Annotated in this window: 21 protein-coding genes; 3 read left to right on the forward strand and 18 right to left on the reverse strand. The window is 51.6% G+C overall.

From position 1 onward, the window contains the following. Positions 1-76: 76 nt before the first annotated feature. The 8 genes from AAGA79_RS05560 to AAGA79_RS05595 form a co-directional block, all read right to left on the reverse strand. Complete coding sequence (locus tag AAGA79_RS05560; protein ID WP_411827782.1) at positions 77-547, reverse strand: hypothetical protein; 471 nt, start codon at positions 545-547, stop codon at positions 77-79. A 423-nt stretch (positions 548-970) separates the two neighbouring features. After that, positions 971-1,372: a hypothetical protein gene (locus tag AAGA79_RS05565; RefSeq protein ID WP_411827783.1), complete on the reverse strand. Its 402-nt coding sequence runs from the start codon at positions 1,370-1,372 to the stop codon at positions 971-973. A gap of 48 nt (positions 1,373-1,420) precedes the next feature. Beyond that, positions 1,421-1,738 carry a hypothetical protein gene (locus AAGA79_RS05570; protein ID WP_411827784.1) on the reverse strand — a complete coding sequence of 106 codons (318 nt, stop codon included), beginning with the start codon at positions 1,736-1,738 and terminating at the stop codon, positions 1,421-1,423. A gap of 316 nt (positions 1,739-2,054) precedes the next feature. Next, positions 2,055-2,597, reverse strand: a complete 543-nt coding sequence (locus AAGA79_RS05575) for a hypothetical protein (RefSeq protein WP_411827785.1) — start codon at positions 2,595-2,597, stop codon at positions 2,055-2,057. Between the two features lie 55 nt (positions 2,598-2,652). Next, a complete protein-coding gene (locus AAGA79_RS05580) occupies positions 2,653-3,087 on the reverse strand; it encodes a VOC family protein (protein ID WP_411827786.1) in 435 nt (144 codons plus the stop codon). An 845-nt stretch (positions 3,088-3,932) separates the two neighbouring features. After that, entirely contained in the window at positions 3,933-4,274 is a 342-nt protein-coding gene (locus tag AAGA79_RS05585) for a hypothetical protein (RefSeq protein ID WP_411827787.1), read from the reverse strand. 161 nt (positions 4,275-4,435) lie between these two features. Continuing rightward, on the reverse strand, positions 4,436-4,858 hold the full coding sequence (locus AAGA79_RS05590; RefSeq protein WP_411827788.1) for a hypothetical protein: 423 nt from the start codon (positions 4,856-4,858) through the stop codon (positions 4,436-4,438). A gap of 846 nt (positions 4,859-5,704) precedes the next feature. Further along, positions 5,705-5,902 (reverse strand): hypothetical protein, encoded by a 198-nt coding sequence (locus AAGA79_RS05595; RefSeq protein ID WP_411827789.1) that lies wholly within the window; start codon positions 5,900-5,902, stop codon positions 5,705-5,707. Positions 5,903-6,036: 134 nt separating this feature from the next. On the opposite strand from AAGA79_RS05595, the gene AAGA79_RS05600 reads away from it, so the two are divergent. Next, a complete protein-coding gene (locus AAGA79_RS05600; RefSeq protein ID WP_411827790.1) occupies positions 6,037-8,076 on the forward strand; it encodes a trypsin-like peptidase domain-containing protein in 2,040 nt (679 codons plus the stop codon). Positions 8,077-8,213: 137 nt separating this feature from the next. On the opposite strand, the gene AAGA79_RS05605 is transcribed toward AAGA79_RS05600, so the two are convergent. Then, a complete protein-coding gene (locus AAGA79_RS05605; protein ID WP_411827791.1) occupies positions 8,214-8,363 on the reverse strand; it encodes a hypothetical protein in 150 nt (49 codons plus the stop codon). A gap of 18 nt (positions 8,364-8,381) precedes the next feature. Between AAGA79_RS05605 and AAGA79_RS05610 the strand changes: the two genes are divergently transcribed. Beyond that, complete coding sequence (locus AAGA79_RS05610; protein WP_411827792.1) at positions 8,382-8,807, forward strand: hypothetical protein; 426 nt, start codon at positions 8,382-8,384, stop codon at positions 8,805-8,807. 26 nt (positions 8,808-8,833) lie between these two features. Then, a complete protein-coding gene (locus AAGA79_RS05615; RefSeq protein WP_411827793.1) occupies positions 8,834-10,660 on the forward strand; it encodes a DUF5060 domain-containing protein in 1,827 nt (608 codons plus the stop codon). A 116-nt stretch (positions 10,661-10,776) separates the two neighbouring features. Here the strand turns inward: AAGA79_RS05615 and AAGA79_RS05620 are convergent, their stop codons facing one another. From AAGA79_RS05620 to AAGA79_RS05660, 9 genes are all read right to left on the reverse strand, one after another. Beyond that, positions 10,777-11,427 carry a PEP-CTERM sorting domain-containing protein gene (locus AAGA79_RS05620; protein WP_411827794.1) on the reverse strand — a complete coding sequence of 217 codons (651 nt, stop codon included), beginning with the start codon at positions 11,425-11,427 and terminating at the stop codon, positions 10,777-10,779. A 266-nt stretch (positions 11,428-11,693) separates the two neighbouring features. Then, entirely contained in the window at positions 11,694-12,188 is a 495-nt protein-coding gene (locus AAGA79_RS05625; RefSeq protein WP_411827795.1) for a hypothetical protein, read from the reverse strand. A gap of 55 nt (positions 12,189-12,243) precedes the next feature. Next, positions 12,244-12,495, reverse strand: a complete 252-nt coding sequence (locus AAGA79_RS05630) for a putative quinol monooxygenase (RefSeq protein WP_411827796.1) — start codon at positions 12,493-12,495, stop codon at positions 12,244-12,246. Between the two features lie 39 nt (positions 12,496-12,534). Beyond that, on the reverse strand, positions 12,535-12,915 hold the full coding sequence (locus tag AAGA79_RS05635; RefSeq protein WP_411827797.1) for a hypothetical protein: 381 nt from the start codon (positions 12,913-12,915) through the stop codon (positions 12,535-12,537). Positions 12,916-12,959: 44 nt separating this feature from the next. Next, a complete protein-coding gene (locus AAGA79_RS05640; protein WP_411827798.1) occupies positions 12,960-13,451 on the reverse strand; it encodes an SRPBCC domain-containing protein in 492 nt (163 codons plus the stop codon). A gap of 67 nt (positions 13,452-13,518) precedes the next feature. After that, positions 13,519-14,115, reverse strand: a complete 597-nt coding sequence (locus AAGA79_RS05645) for an RDD family protein (RefSeq protein WP_411827799.1) — start codon at positions 14,113-14,115, stop codon at positions 13,519-13,521. A 114-nt stretch (positions 14,116-14,229) separates the two neighbouring features. Continuing rightward, positions 14,230-14,586, reverse strand: a complete 357-nt coding sequence (locus AAGA79_RS05650; protein ID WP_411827800.1) for a hypothetical protein — start codon at positions 14,584-14,586, stop codon at positions 14,230-14,232. Between the two features lie 38 nt (positions 14,587-14,624). Next, positions 14,625-14,939: a hypothetical protein gene (locus AAGA79_RS05655; RefSeq protein WP_411827801.1), complete on the reverse strand. Its 315-nt coding sequence runs from the start codon at positions 14,937-14,939 to the stop codon at positions 14,625-14,627. Positions 14,940-15,084: 145 nt separating this feature from the next. Next, entirely contained in the window at positions 15,085-17,193 is a 2,109-nt protein-coding gene (locus tag AAGA79_RS05660) for a catalase (RefSeq protein ID WP_411827802.1), read from the reverse strand. Positions 17,194-17,236 lie beyond the last annotated feature (43 nt).

Raw genomic sequence — 17,236 nt, forward strand, 5'->3', positions numbered from 1 at the left:
GGTTTGTTCAGACAGAGGGTAGCGGGTTGGCTGCGACGCCTTGTTCGCTTGGATTTATTCGACTGGGTGGTAATAATCATCGGGGTTGGCCTTCCTCTGTTGACTGCATTTGCAGTGGCGGACTTATATCTTCGATTGCCTGAACTACCGCATCATAAATCTCCCTCGGAGACCGAGCTTCACGCTTCTGGCTCGAAACAAGAAGGAGAGTCTCAAAAAGCCCCAATCCCGGAATATAATCAAGATCATGATCGTTCTCGTCAATAAACGGCTGTCGCCCAGTCCTCGAAATATCCTCCAGAAGGATCGCAAATTCGTCCTTTGTCAGACGAAGCGATCCCGCTCTTTGCAATGCGTAAGGCCTATACTCTCCCGCATCAGTCATCGTCATATAATCGTTGAAAATCTCTCTACGAAGAGCTTCCCGAGATTTGGATTCTTCACGCTTAGTTGTGCTTTTGTCGGCCTTCTTGTCAAAAATTGCGCGAATTACGATTCCTCCGATGAGGCCGATAAACGCTGTAATTATAGGAATATACCAAGGCATCTTATTTTCTTAGCGAACGTAATAGCAATGGTGCGCCGTGGCGAGATCCGAATTGATGATTGGGGTGAAACGGCGTCACCATCTGCGACTTGTTAGCGAAGCGACGACGTAAAGTATCCAAACTACGGAAATACATAAGCAAATAGCCGGAACTAAAGCCACTGCATACGAACTGAGACTCGGTAGAACCCGTGGCAGTGGCAGAGAAGGGGAGAGCCAGATTAAACTCTGCGGACATAAGAATCAGCCACTAACAGAGTTCACTTTAGGATGACCGGAGACTCCAGCCACCACCCGCTAACGTCTAAGGAATGGCGTCGCCGGTGTGAAGCTCAAAATTGATCAGACGGCTTCCTCGGCGTCGCCATCTCCGCCTTGTTCTGCTGGTTGTTTCTGTTGTGCACGAGTTAGTGTCTTGAGAGTCTAAGGCTTGGTCAGCTTGTAGTAGCTTGAACCCCAGTCGTAAATCAGAGAATCCGGAAACACCGTAAAGGGGAATGAAGAGGAGCTTCTAGGCTCAATTAGCGCCTTATCGGTGTCGGTATCGATGAAGAACGAATAATCACCAAGCAACAAACCGCGGTTCTTGAGCGTCCATGTTCCCTCGATCGTAATTGTCTCGCCGCTTGGCTTCTTCAACGTCTGAATGAATCTGTGATCTGGCATGATCTCCACCTGATCGAAGTATCCATCCTTCGACCCGGTATATAATCCGACTACGTCACCCTCGGATGGCACTGGTGCGCGTAACATCCAGTAAAGGCCGCCAGCAACCAACAGAAGCGCACAACCACCAATTGAAAGTGCGATAAGTAGCTTCTTCATTTCTTTGCAGAACGTCATAGGAATGGCGCGCCGGTGTATAGCCCGAATTTAATCAGACGGCTTCCTCGGCGTCGCCATCTCCGACTTGTTCGGTTTCTTATTATTATGTTCGGTATCGTTGGAGTTGGCGTCTAGCGAAAAATCTTCTATGACCTTTGTCGTGAGCAACTGGTCGAGCTGCTTTCTGTGCTTGCGGTTGGAGGTCACGACTACGACGAGACTGATAAAGCTCAGAACTACAAGCTGACAGAGGCTCATCCCAAGAAATACGGCAGGATAGTCTCTGACATACGACTCAAGCGACTCCAACTTCAGCCACGCTGTCGCTTCAGTGGAAATGCCTAGAACGATAACTGCTGTCGCCACCAAGAGCGGTAATAGGAATAGAAAGTAAATCCACGCTACCAACTTTGCGGTTCCGCTCCAAGGCGGCGATGGCCTTCGGAAACTGTGACCGCACTCTAAGCAGATCATTCGATTGTGTTGATAATCTGCGAACAACAGAGCAGGTAAAATTCCGCCGAACATAAGGAGGACACATCCTAGTCCGCCAGAGTCGCTATCTTGCGTCTTGATTCGTCGAGTCGAACCACATTTTGGACATTCTAGCGGCAAGGTTTGTATAAGGTCTTAATTCTTTACCGAACGTTATAGGATTGGCGCGCCGGTGAAAACTTTCAATTTAATCAGACGGCTTCCTCGGCGTCGCCATCTCCGACTTGTTCGCTTTGTTATATTTGGTCTTGATTCCGAGCGCTTCCAAATAGGCTATCACCTCCTTATCCTTGCCCCACTTGAAGCTCATATGGTTGTGATCGATAATATGACGACCATTCTTCGGCTTCGGCAGCTTCTCGCCGAAGTAAAACCAAGTAAGAAGTTCTCCTTCCACGACTGACCGGAACTTGGTCATGTATTCAGGTGGATCGGTAATTATCTCAACAATATCGATCTTCGTTCCTATCTCCACGTTGCCCTTGTGCACACCAGTGACCACCGCACGCTGGATGAGCGTCCCTTCTTTGAATGGGATCGCGTCTGGCTCCCCATCCTTAGGCGGCACCCATTCTTGCTCGTAAACACAGACATCTACGATCACTCCGCTCGTCTCCATGTATTGCTTGCGATTATCGCGGTTGTCAGCTCCATCGGTTAGCTGACCCTGTACGCCCTGCACAAAAAGCAATGCTATCCCGATGCTGGCGCATGTATTGAAGAGCTTCATATTTTCTTAGCGAACGTTATAGGAATGGCGGCGCCGGTGTGAAGCCCAAATTTGATCAGACGGCTTCCTCGGCGTCGCCATCTCCGACTTGTTCTGCTTGTTGTTTGTCAGGCTTCGACGATAAAACCTCGTTCGACGGTTCCCACAATTCGATATGATTACCTTCCGGATCGTTCAGTTGAGCAAATCGACCAAAAACGCTGTCTGCGTGCTTCAACTCCACACTCACGCCGTTCTTCATAAGCTGCGCAATCATAGCGTCCAAGTCGGCAACCGTGAAACTGAGGTACCATGACTGGCTCCCACCACCAAAAACACCGTCTTCTGGTTCTGCACAGACGACTGACGGTGTCTCACTCGTCCACCATCCGCCACCTAAAACGCCGGGAGTTGAACGCTGAATCCCCAGATTACTCTCATACCACTCATTGAGCTTGTTTGGATGTTTGCTCTTAAAGAAGAAGCCTCCGATGCCTGTTACTTTCTCCATAGCTGGTTATAGGGTTTTTTCTTGCAGAACGTCATAGGAATGGCGGCGCCGGGGTCAACTCCCAAATTAATCAGACGGCTTCCTCGGCGTCGCCATCTCCGACTTGTTCTGCCTCTTCTTGATTCTGATATGGATTATCGCCGCAGTCGAAGCACCTACTGCTGCTGCCACTGTGCCAGCGAAGAGTTGAGCAACTGGCCACATTGAAGCTCCTCCGCCACTATAAGGCACTAAATACTCGTAGTATAGAAGGACTCCCAACAACCCGAGCCAGGGAACAGCACCTCCCATAAATATCGCCCACCAACTCCGAATTAGATAGGCGGATACTCCTCCAGCGAGTGCTGAGAGAAGAATTAGAGGTAGCCAGGGATTCATAGGCCGCTGCGAACAGGGTTACATGCTTTCATTGCAGATTCTTTGCAGAACGTTAAAGCAATAGTGCGTGGTGGCGAGTTACAAATTAATCAGACGGCTGATACCACGTCACTATCTGCGCCTTGTTCTATATTTTGCGGTTGCTCTAACCCTGTGGACCCAAGACGTGCGTGTTAGTGCCAAGCGACAACCCCAGCCAATGCAGGAGAACGGAAAGGCGCGCTCAACCAAAACTGACATAAGAATCCAGCCGGAACCCGAGCACAATGGGGGAGAACGGAGCGGCAGACGAGCATCTAACTGACACGAGAATCCCGCCGAAGAATTCAGCCTATGGACTGCACACATACGATCATTCTAACGCTCTCTCTGAGCATATAGAACGTTATAGGAATGGCGCGCCGGTGTAAAGATCCGAATTTAATCAGACGGCTTCCTCGGCGTCGCCATCTCCGCCTTGTTAGGCGTCACCATTCTTGTGGATCTACTAGTCCATTCTTCATTACTTCACGGACTAGCTTCGCATCAGTGACTCTCGCATCCCAGCCATCCCCATCTCCTAAATATCTCATCAGCACCATCTTCTCACCTCTAGTGCTGTAACAATGGAGAGCAGTGTAGATACGTCCGAAGTCATTAGCGAGCTTGACAGATTTCGAGCAATGAACATAGACAAGTGGCCTCTTTGGTAGAGCGAATCCCATACCATCAGCGCCGATGGCTAGTTTAGCTACGGATCTCGGTGATGCATCCGCAGGTAGCATTAGACCACCTCGTAAGCCACCACCAATATTAGGCGCATGGTTCATTCCTTCGACAAGTAAATCAATTGAATTATCTTCATGCAATGCGAGGCATTGCATGAAAAGGGTTAGAATTGGTATAATCATTGTCTTGGCTAAAGTGAAAGGTGTGACCAGCTACTGGAAGCGTGGTTGCGCAACATGGTTAAAGGTCATTGTCAACAGGGTCATCTTGACTTGAAGCGGATAGCTGGTGGTTCTTCACCTTCTTGTTCGGCAATTGGATTTCGCTTGGGCTGGGCGGTATGAGTAACAGATTTGTCTTCATGGACGAAGACAAGACACACGCCCCAATCCAGATGTGGACTACCCTCGACTGTTCTTCCTGGGTTCTTCGGAATGATGTATCGCAGTCGCCAGATTACTGACTTGTCGACCTTCATCAATTGACTCTCGTAAGAGAGTTCGCTACAATACAATTCTGGATATTGGGGAAATGTCTTAGCAATATAATCGTCTGCGAGCTTAGCTGCTTCGGCGGCTTTGAACGCCGGAGCGGGCGGCGTATGAGATGGCGGAAGTTCAGCCACCGCGGACAACGCAACGAACAACGTCGCAAGCAGGGTGAACAGATGTTGTATGGTCTTCATTTTCTTTGCCTAACGTCATAGGAATGGCGCGCCGAGGTCAAGCTCCGAATTTAATCAGACGGATTCCTCGGCGTCGCCATCTCCGACTTGTTCTATATTTTACGGTTACTCCAACCCTGTGGATCCAAGACGTGCGTGCTAGTGCAGAGCACAACCCAAGCCAATGCAGGAGAACGGAAAGGCACGCTCAATCTTGCCTGACATAGGAATCCCGCCGGAACCCGAGCACAATGGAAGAGAACGGAGCGGCAGAGGGAAATCTGACTGACACGAGAATCCCGCCGAAGAATTCAGCCTATGGACTGCACACATACGATCATTCTAACGCTCTCTCTGAGCATATAGAACAGTGTGGATTATTCCACGGGCTTAAATTGACTTGCTGCCTTATAGTGGTCAAATGAGAAATTCCTCCTAGGGTTAATTTCTTTTGCTTAAATAGGGACATATATTTTGGGTTTCAGGAATGGATGCGGGAGATGAGAAAAGTTCATCGGAGACTGGAGAAACGGACGGAATATACCTAAGTGGACTGGTATAAGAGGTTTGTGAAGTTTCATGGGATGAGGCACACGGATAAGCTGGGAGCGCACGATATGAAAAGCGGAGGCCGGGGTTGATTGTTTGGAACAAATGGACATCCGGAATGATGAATGGGTCATCTGAGAGTGCCGGGTCGCTGATTCCCTTTCCTTTTGCGAGGTTCTGTTGGGGCTTGTTTCCGGCGAGGGCATGAATTTTGAGAGGGGGGAAGGTGGCGGCGGGTTCCACGTTCGCGCTCAGGAGAGGTGTCCTTATCACAGCTGGTGGTCCCGCCGCGGGGAAGCGGGGGGTGGTGGCGGGTGGCTAGTAGGCGCGGTGGGAGACGCTCTCGCTCCAGTCGGATTTTCCGGTGGTGCCGCCCAAGGAGCGGATCTGGTAAACGTAGATCCTGCCGGAGACTAGGTTGTTTGCGGGGATGTTACGGGAGCTGGAGGAGAAGGAGATCTCGAATAACTGTAGGCCCGAACCAGAGCCATCGTGCGCTATCCGAGAGGGTTTCACTATCCTGACGGGTTCCTTCTGCGTCCATGCTAAATAAAGTGGTTGGCGGCAAGCTGTCTCTTCGCACTCTCGGACTTTTCGGAGAAGGTTTTATCCATTCGACTTTTAGAAGCTTTTGAAGAAAATAGGGACCTATGTCGGGATTCGCCCATAAGATATCCTATATACTGACCTGCGATGATCTCAGGTTGTCTGTCGAATTTTCTCTGAGCCCAAATGTTTTTGGGCGTATCGGATCATCTCCGGACATGGAGATTTCTCTGCCATTAGTTGGTCTCGCTGACGAGGAGTGTCGTCTGAGCATGGATAAATCAAATCTAATTTGGCTCATAAGATCTGGAGAAACTACCCCCATTAGAATTGATGCTCCTTCGTACTTTCATGCAGGGCCTTATCGTTTTCTACTGCGAGAAGTAAGCTCGTCACTTGATGAAGGGCAAAAAAGAGGAGCTGCTGTCCGAAAGTTTGATATTTCTAGTTGGCGTCAGGTCGTAGAATCCACAAAGTCTAAAGTCATAACAGCAGTATGCGGTTGTTTTTTTTTACTTTGGGCAGGATTTTCGCTGGCGGGGGGCTCCGGAAACAAGAGGGAGAATCCAGGCAGAAGTAACGTGGTTGAGGTAATTGAAGAATATTCTTTGCCGATCAGTCAAGTTACTGAATCGAAACCTGTTGAGAAGATTTCTAGTGACGAAGTTGTAAGTAAGAAGACCGCGGCCTTAGTAATTGGGGAGCCGGAGCGCATGGATCTGGAAGCACTTGCCTCCACTGTGGCTCCATGCGTCTTTCTTATCAATGTGTCGGACGAAACTGATGAGGTTATAGGGACGGGAACCGGATTTAGTGTGTCTCCTGATGGCTTGATTGCAACTAATCACCATGTAATTGAGAAGGGTTTGACGTTTTCAGTGATGACGAACCATGGTGCTAGGTACGAACAAGTTCGGGTTGTAGTGGAAGATGCTGATGCGGATCTAGCGCTTCTTAAAATTGATGGTAGAAGTATTCCTTACTTGCAACTAGCCGACACGAGTGACGTTGCGGTAGGCAAACGTGTTGCTGTTTACGGTAGCCCCGAAGGACTATCCGGCACTCTGTCTGAGGGCATGATTTCAGCCCCTATCGGTAATTTGAGCTCAAAGCTACCTGAGGAGGAGTTACCTAATAAAGGACGGCTTATACAAACGACCGCAGCTATTTCACCGGGTTCAAGCGGCTCTCCCATCTTCGATGGAGAAGGCAAAGTTCTAGGAGTAATGACGCTGAATCTTCGAGGTTCAGGTATTTCGCAAAGCCTCAACTTTGCTGTTCCCGTCGAGGCGTTGAAGTTATTGCTAGAAAAGCCCAAAGAAGAATGGCTGGCGATTGGGCGGAGAATACCTCCTCTAAAGGTGAATATTCCGCAGATGGATAGTTCTCCAGATCGAAAATTAACCTCTGATCCTGCATTAGCTAAATTATCTAAGAAAATGGATTTGGAGGATTGGGTCGTCTCTATGAAGATTGCCAGTGAGTTGCTTGAAAAATATCCCACATCTTCATACCTTCATTTCCAACATGGATACAGCGCATCGATGCTTCGTCTAGATCAACAATCAGAAGCATCTTATCGCAAGGTGGTTGAAATAAACCCCACTGATCATATTGCGTGGAATAACCTTGGGGTCGTAATCAGAGCTCAAAATCGATATCCGGAATCTCTCGTTGCACTTGAGAAATGTGTGTCGATAATGCCTGATTTTGCCATGGGCTGGGATAATGTGATGATGACTAATGTGATGTTAGGAAATTGGGCAAAGGCTCGATCAGCCTTGCAAACGATCTCAAACCTGGATCCGGATCAAGCGATCAAAAGTGCGGAATCCATCTCCAAGTTTCGACTTACGGATCTAGGTTTCAAAAGTGCAGTAATGAGCATACTGTCGCAGCGAGAACTAGAAGTAGCCACTGTGGGTCCTCCGATGTGTCGTGTTTTGGGGGTGCCCTCTGGAGATTTTTTAACGATACGTTCTGGGCCGGGATCTAGCTTTTCTAAGGTAAGTTCGATTGCAAATGGAACCAATGTATTCGTTACAGGTAAGACAAAAAAAAATGGAGAGACTACCTGGGTGCCCATAGAGCACGGCCATATTTCAGGTTGGGTAACTAGTAAGTTTTTAACCGTCATAAAGTGAAAGTCTTACAACAAAATCTAGCGACTTTCAGGACGGAATTCTGGAATGAACAAAAAATTCAGGTGCCTGTTTTATGTTTTTTGTCACATCGGCTCCTAATTGGGCGACGCGGTTGACCCTCTTTTTCCTTTTGTGAATTAGTCCTTTTTAAAGGCGGTGCCGATCCAAGTGTATTTTGAGAGCGCGTTTCCTTTCTGGTCGCGGACAATGACTGTCCGACCAAATTGCGGGAGCTCGAATCTGTGTTTATCGGAATCGGGGACGCGAAGGATGGTGCGGTCAGCCACGATCATCTCTGAAGCCTTATGAGGCCTAGAACTATGAAAATGATCACCGTCCCGCTGAAGGGCAAAGGCATGATGGCGGGCAGGGGATTGACGGTGAAAGGGTTCGATAAAAAGGGCCAGGCCTTGAGCTGGGATTTCAGTATCCATGAGCCGGGCGTGTATGATGTGGTGGCGATCTGCAACATGGGAGACGACATCGAATGGGCCGCGGATGATCGGGTGCGGGCGACCGTGGCGGGGCAGGTGGTGGAAGGTCCCTTGACCGAATACAAGCGGGTGGAGACGCTGGTGAAAATGGCGGAGTCCCACTGCATCCTCGGCACGGTGAAGATCGAGCACGCGGGGCCGTATTCGCTGACCTTCGAGCTCACCTCTGATTTCGACGATGTGAAACCGAGCTTCAGGGGCGCGATGTTGATGCCAAGTGTAAGTCGGGGAGAATAGCAGCGTATCACTCAGTAGAAAAACCCATGAATATCGTTACATTTAAGAACATAGGAGCTCTGTGCTTGTTCTGCACGGCATCCCTCGCGGCACCGGCAGGCCAGATCTCGGGAGAGCGGAATGATGATGGAAGTCTGAAGAAATGGCACCGCATCGAGCTGGCTCTGGATGGGCCGCAGGTGGAGGAATCCCCGGAGACCTTCAGGAATTACCGGCTGGACGTGACCTTTACCTCACCCGGCGGGAAGGAATACCGGGTGCCGGGTTTCTTCGATGCGGACGGGGATGCTGCCAATAGCTCCGCCACGGGCGGGAACCAGTGGAAAGCGCGTTTCACCGGAGGTGAGGAGGGGGAATGGAACTACAGGGTGGATTTCGTGACCGGGGAGAACGTGGCGGCGGATCTTTCCGGCGGCACGGGCGGCACCGGCCCGGATGGGGAGGCGGGGAGCTTCATGATCGGGGCACAGGATAAATCCGGTAAGGATTTCCGGAGCAAGGGGAAGCTGGAATATGTGGGCGGGCATTACCTGCGCTTTGCCGATGGGGATTCATTCATCAAATTCGGGGCCAACAGCCCGGAAGTGCTGCTGGAATACGGGGAATTCGATGGGACGCCAAGCCATGAGGAGGATCTGTATACGCCGAACATCGCCGACTGGAAACCGGGCGATCCGACCTGGGGGGAAGGCAAGGGGAAGGGAATCATCGGCCTGATCAACTATCTTTCCGGCCACGGCGTGAACGCGCATTACTTTCTATGCATGAATGCGTATGGCGATGGGAAGGAGGCCTGGCCCTGGACCGGGGCGGATGACACCGATACCTACGATGTATCCAAGCTGGCCCAGTGGGAGGTGCTCTTCACACATTTTGATAAAATGGGGCTGATGGTCCACTTCCAGCTCTCCGAATCCGAGAATACGAATTACCTGGAATCCCGGGACGGTGGCGGGAGCTTTTCCGATACGCGGAAGATTCTATACCGCGAGCTTATCGCGCGTTTCGGGCACCACATGGCCATCACATGGAACGTGGGTGAGGAAAACCAGGCGCCGGGAAAAGGATTTCACCAGCCGAACACGGACGCACAGAGAATGGAATTCGCCAGCCGCATCCGTGCGCTGACTTATTATGACGATCATATATCCGTCCACAACGGGCCTGCCGGGATCTTCGATGATATTTTCCCGCAGCTGATCGGATTCGAAGATATCACGGGGCCCAGCCTGCAGACATTTTTAAGCAAACCGAACCGGAAGAAAAAATTCGAGGTGCTGAGCAATCACGATGAGGTCAGGAAGTGGTATGACCTGAGCGCGGAAGGCGGGCATCCGTGGGTGGTGGCCATCGATGAACCGTGGTTCGGCAAGCGGCCGGATGGGCTGGTGGATATTCTAAGGAAGGAAGTGATCTGGGGAGCGGCACTGGCCGGCGGGCACATGGAATTCTACGCGGGGAATGATGATGTGAAGCACATCGATTACCGTAGCTATGAGGACTGCTGGGTAGCGGCGGGCCGCGCTGCCGATTTCATGAACGCGAATCTGGCGGGGAAAATTGCTGAAATGAAGCCCGATGATGATCTGGCGATCGGGGACGATAACTGGGCAATGGCCAAGCAGGGGGAGACCTACCTGATCTACCTGAAAAACGGAGGAGAGGGCAGAGTGGATCTATCCGGAGCCGCGGATCGGGAATTTTCCGTGCATTGGTATGATCCGCGAGGCAGTGGCGATATGATCGAGGGCAGTCCTGCCCGTGTGAGCGGAGGTGGGGAGATCACCTCGATAGGGAATCCACCGGACTCAGTGGAAGAGGATTGGGTGGTTCTTCTGAAGGCTGTGGAATAGCGGGCGGCCCTGGCTGTGCCAGCCTTGGTGTCTGATTCACAAGGTTTCAGCGAGATAAAAAAAGCCCGATCTACGTGAGATCGGGCTTCTTTGTTGAAAATGGAATTTTCCGGGATCTAGCGTCTGCGGCGTCCGAGGAATGCAATGCCACCTAGCGCGATAAGAGCGGCGGATGACGGCTCCGGAACAATCGCGTCGATGCGGATCCCTTCAAAATTGGTCACATCGGAGAATGAGTAGGTGATTGAAGAAACTCCGGAAATCTGGAACGACCCCCAGTCGATTTCGGACGGTGGCGCCCCACTGTTTGCAACATCAATTCCGTTGGCGGCATCATCAGCAAAGATTCGGGCATTGCCGATTGTAAATGTGCTGGTCCCCAGTCCGGCTACGGCATTGGCACCTGCAGCATTCCCGTTGGTAAGATCGATAAGACCCGCTGTGTAGGACCATGTCCCGGCATCGGCCACGACTTGCGCGTTGTAGCCTTCAGCTGGGTTTTGTCCGTCGAAGTTTACGGCCTGATTTATTTCCGTATTGTATATGGTGAGGTCCACCGCTCCGCCTGTGAAAGTGACAGTAAAGGAACCACCTGTATTTGTGGTAGTTAGCAAGTCTTGGCCCGCACCACCCGCCTGTGTTGCAACATCACCTGAAAATGCGTAGGTGATCCCGGTATCTACGGTTCCACCGGTGCTGAGCAGCGTCACTGCATTGGCTGAACCAGCGGATACGAGAAGAGATAAGAACAACAATTTCGGATTCATGATATATGAGAGTTCTGGGTTTGAGTTTTTTCGGAATAATCGACTGAACGGGTGGAACGGATAAGAAATCCTGCAAAAAGAGTCAATCGAAAGTTATCGACCCGCTGGAGATTGGATCAGCTGTCCTGCAGGAGCAAAGCTGCGCCGTTAGCAAATCAACCACTGTGGGAGGCAAATGCACCGTAATGGCCGGGGTGGATGGCGAAAAATGAGATCATCCGAGATGACTGATTCTCAGTGCGAACAATTCCACGAGTGGATATCCGTTATTCTTCTCCGATCGGCGGGGCAGGGGCTTCCAGCCGTTTGAAGAACTCGCGGCCGTTTATTTCCGCGAATCCATCGGAGAGAGAAACGGAATAGGTGTCCGCATCGTGTAGTTTCAGAATGGCAAATGGATGATCCGTAAAGATCCCTTCCGCAAAGGTGGTTCTGATGACGATTTGGGACTCCGCCTCATCGAGAATTTTGAAAGTGAAGTCGGTTTTACTTGCGGGAAGTTCCCGGACGCGGCCGTCTTCCATCGTGAAACTATTGCTCGCCAATTCGATGAACCCGGAGCCATCGGGACGGAATGTGATGACGGATTTACCGAAGAAGTCAGAAAATATCCTCTTCTGCATCTCATTGAGATTCGCGTGCTTGCCAAGGTAGGCATTGGTGGCGGCGGCATCGGATTTCCATGAATCGTAGAGCCGGGAAGCAGGCTCACCGGAGTAAGCTGCCTGAATCAGTATGACAAATAGGAGGATTCGGAACATTTTGGATAACGGGCTATAGTTTCTCCAATTTGTGAACCTTAATCGGGCGGGAGAGCTAAGCGGTGTAGTTGGCAAAGACTGCCTTGGTGTATTCCTGCTGGTAGTGGAGATCGAGCGCGGCTTGATCGACCCATTCCTCGTAAAGAAACAGGGTATTTTCACCGGCTTCCTCGTGAAGCTCGAACTGTAGGCAGCCTATTTCTGCCCGTGTCTCCGGGAGGATTCCAATTATGGCCTCTTTACCAGAGGTGTAGTGCTCGGGCTTCAGGGGTATTTTCGCGATGATGAAGAGGCTGGAATTGGTCATGAGGAAGCGGGTGGTGGATGAATCTGCGAGTTATTTCTCCTAAATAAATGCAAGGTAGAGGGCATAGAGGAGACTGGTGGGAAATACGACGAGGGAGAGGACTTTCCCATAAATACTGCAGGGCCATAGACGTGGACTGAGGCCCCAGAAGTAGTGGAAGTGAGCGAAGGTGCCGAGGGCAATATATGAGATGGCAAGAGATAGGCCGGCGGTGCCCCTGAGATCGATACCGCCACTGCCACGGCTGCCGAAGAGGGTGGTGTGACCGATAAGAATGGAATTGATCCCATAGGCAACAGGTATCCCTGCGAGGCCTATGCCGCAGAGCCATTGCCTGACCCGGCCGCCGGATGGGCTGTGGCCGAGGTCTTCCGCATCATCGAGGATGGTGTGGTGATCTTTGTTGTTCCAGATGCTCATGGGGAAAGTGGATTGGCGAATCCCAGCGTTTCCTAATGCTTATTCTATCTCTCCGGCCAAGGGAGGGGCTTTCCTGTTTCCAGAATGGTTTTCAGGGATGAAGCTATGACCGGCCAGCCGCCGGTGATATCTGCAAATGTCTGATCTCCCGCCTGGAATCCGGTATGGGAAATGGTGAGCGAGCACATGGAATCGCCAATGGGCTCGATCCGGTATTCAACCAGGGTCTCCGGAGCGTCCGAGCCAACGAAATTGAATGTGTGTATGAGTTTCACAGGTGCCTCGATGGTGGAGATGGTGCCGGTGATGAATTCCCGATCCACTCCGTAGCTGATGGCGCCGCCTTTCTTGAGTTCCAGAGTATGGATGGGGGCGAGGTAGTATTGATTGATAGTTTTCTTTTCAGTAATAGCGCTCCAAACTTCTGCGGCGGGTTTTGCTATGAAGGTGGTGTAGTGGAATTCCGGTTTCGAAGGCTCTGCCGCGGACAGTAGCTGGCTGGTCATTGTGAGGAGTATGAGAAGGGCGTGTTTCATGCTTTTTCGAATGGTAGAAGAAATGGAGGGGCTGGGGCGAGTATGCATCCATACCCGGAGTATTAATCTAATACGGAGAAGCGGGATCGTGGGATGGTCCTTTTACTGCGGATGAACCAGATGTTTGGGAGTCCGGAATTTTCTCCCTGAGGTATGGCTTGTTAACAACCACCGTCCCGCCGATGAAGTCGTGTAGGGCGCGACGTCTGGAATTGGTGAGCATGGTGACAAATTCGAGAAGAAGCCAGACGACCGAGAAAGTGCTGAAGTAGAAATTCACCTCCGAGGTGTAGAATGCGAAGGTGAAATCCCCTGCGAGGATGTTGCGAAGCACCCATCCGATAGAGAATGCCGTCATTGCTATGTAGATGGAATCACGCAGGAAGGCGCGCTTTAAACCGGGGACATCGGTTTCAGCTGCGTTGAGGACCTTCACCTTGGCGCACATTTTCCCAAGTGTTTGTCCGTATTTCGCATGCATGAGCACGGAATAGATGCTGTAGCTTGCATAGGATAGGGGTATCCAAAAAAACAAAAGGTAGTCCGGACTATCTTCCGTTATAATAAATGCATCCGCGATGGCGACTGGTATAAATACCAGGCTATCGACGATTCCCGCGAGGAACCGGGAAGAAAAAGTCTGGTAGCGTTGGGTGGTTTTCATGGATTCGGGGTGCCGCCTTTTAGCTCGAAACCCAACTCCTTGTAGAAGGCTGTGAAGGCTTTGATGGTCTTTACGGGCATACAGATGTCCAAGATGCCGAGGTGCATGGTGGTTTTATTGATTTTCGAGCTCGGCGAGGCGCCTGCGCAGATCCGCCTTTTCGGCTTCAACACTTTGCCCCGGATTTCCGCCGACGATTTGGTCGTTGGTGAGGTAGACGCCGCTAAACATGGAGGTCTTGACGTGGGCCCGGTGGGTCAACCCCTGGGGATCGCGGTAGATGATTTCATAGATCCGGGATTCTTGCTCGCCGAACCAGCCCGGGCCGAAAGGAGCCCAGCTTTTATCAATGAGTTCGCAACCCATACCGCGGATGTATTTTTCCACCCGGTCACCATCGATCGAGCCGGAGATGAGGCGGATGACTATGGCGAGGAGGATAAATCCGATAAATATAAATGCGGGTTCCATGGGGTTTATTGGTTTTAGTTAAAGCCGATTCTGTTGCCTTAGACTGGGGAGGAATTATGTTTTTCCGCCCGTCCGTTTTCGCGTCTGCGGTAGAGACGTGCCTCCGAGGTGTTTTGGATGGATGTGCCGCAAAGGCGGAGTCTGAGTGAGCCCGGCCAGATGAGTAGCCAGCAGAAACCGAAGAGTAACGGGAAGAAGAGAATGAGAAGGCCGTGTAGCCGGATGTTCTCACCGATCTCCTTACAATCACGGGTGGTCTTCCTATACAACAAGCCAACAATAATTACGTAGACGAGGCCGGGGAGCCATTCACTATGCGGAAATAGTAAACCCAGCAGATGGTAGGTTATCATAATTGCCGGTAATCATATTGATAAATTTACATGGTGCCAGATTTTTATAAATCCCCGAAGAACCAGGGAGGAAGAAAAAAGGCGCCCCGCTTTTACACGGAACGCCTTTGCAATTGGTTTTCCAGGTTTGGATTGCAGAAAGAGTTTACTCGGTTCTGTCCCAGTATCTTAGTTTACGACAGGATTCGATAAAGGTGGTGGCATCGGTATCCAACTCCAGGGATACGAAGCCATCGTCTACTTTTTCCTTCATGCCTAGTTTCTCCAGAAGAGATTCCGCACCTTTGGAATAGGCGATGAATTTCTTGTGGGCGATGGCATCTGAAATAAAGTCACGCGCGGCTGGTTTTTTCGCAAATTCGGCAACGGACTCCTCGGAAATGAGCAAGACGACGGAATCGTAGAGGACGGATGGACCGCCATCGAGTTTCTCATCACCTTCGATCATTTTCTCCGCGTCGGATTTCACTCCGCCGACTTTCGGGGCAATGACTTCGACCATGGCTCCTTCTTTCTTCGCCGCATCCGAGATGGCATCGAAGAGTTTCTGGTCCATACCATCGGAGACGAGGATGCCGACCTTCCTGCCGGCAAAGTTTTCCGGCCCGTTTTTCATGATGCTGAGTGCGGGGGACTCTGGAAGATCGGTGATCGGTTCGCGGGCGGGTGTGGAAGCATCCGGCATTTCCATTCCGAGCCCTTCGGCGACTTTTTTGGTGAGTTCCTCGTCCACATTGCGGAGGTTGGACATCATGCGGGTGCGGATGCCGGCTGTCTTGACCTTGCTGAGCTCGAAGACGAGCGCGTTCTGGATATGTTCCTGCTCGGTAGGAGTCTGGCTGATGTAAAACTGGAGAGCCTGGCTGTAATGGTCGGAAAAGGTTTCCGAGCGGTCGCGGGTTTTGACCGCATTCTGCTCGATGGGCTCCGGGTAGGAGCGGAAGCCGTCTTCCGTCTCACGTGGACCACGTTCTTCGCCTTCCCAGGAGTTCGGCTCGTAGTTTGCGCGCCCTTTTGGGTTATGCATGGCCATATGGCCGTCCTGCTGGAAGTGGCGCATCGGGCAGCGCGGGGCATTGACGGGGATATGGGTGAAGTTCGGACCTCCGAGGCGCTTGAGCTGGGTGTCCAGGTATGAGAAATTGCGACTCTGGAGCAGTGGGTCATCGCTGTGGTCGATGCCGTGGACGATATTCTGTGTGCAGAAAGCGACCTGTTCGGTTTCGGCAAAGAAATTGTCTACCACCTGATCCAGGACGAGGCGGCCGATCGGTTTTACCGGAGCGAGTTCCTCGGGGATGAGTTTTGTGGCGTCGAGGATATCGAAGGGGAATTTGTTCATGACCTCCTCATCGATGATCTGGATGCCGAGCTCCCATTCCGGGAAGTCACCTGCCTGAATGGTGTTCCAGAGATCGCGGCGGTGGAAATCAGGATCGGCTCCGTTGATTTTCACTGCCTCATTCCAGACAACGGATTGCAGGCCCTGCTTGGGTTTCCAATGGAACTTCACGAAGGTGGATTCACCGGCTGCATTGACCAGGCGGAAGGTGTGGACGCCGAAGCCTTCCATGAAGCGGAACGAGCGGGGTATTGCGCGATCCGACATGGCCCACATGACCATGTGCGTGGCCTCCGGCATGAGGGACATGAAGTCCCAGAAATTGTCATGGGCCGTTTGTGCCTGTGGGAATCCACGATCCGGTTCAGGCTTTGCCGAGTGGATCAGATCCGGGAATTTCATTCCGTCCTGGATGAAGAAGACGGGGATATTGTTGCCCACGAGGTCCCAGTTTCCTTTTTTCGTGTAGAATTTCACGGCGAAACCGCGCACATCCCGGGCGAGATCCGGGGAGCCCTGACTGCCGGCGACGGTCGAGAAGCGGACGAAGGTTTCGGTCTTTTCCCCCGGGCGCTGGAAGATATCCGCGCAGGTGAGATCGGACAGGTCCTCGTAATTTTCAAAATAGCCGCGCGCGCCGTAGCCGCGGGCATGGACCACGCGTTCCGGGATGCGCTCATGGTCGAAGTGGAAGATTTTTTCACGATGCACCTGGTCTTCAAGGAGGCTGGGGCCACGACGGCCGGCTTTGAGTGAATTTTGATCATCGCTGATGGGGACTCCCTGCTGGGTGGTCATTACGTCATCGGCAGTTTTTGCCTGCTGGTGGAGTTCTCCTCCCAGTCCGGTAAACGGACATTTGCCTGCGGTGGGATTTGATGAGCTGGATTCCTTGGAAGACTGGTTGTTCATGGTTCTTTTAGGTAGGTGTCTGACAGCTGCCGGTGACTCCAGT

This window comes from Luteolibacter sp. AS25, assembly GCF_046736275.1.
GTDB lineage: Bacteria > Verrucomicrobiota > Verrucomicrobiia > Verrucomicrobiales > Akkermansiaceae > Luteolibacter.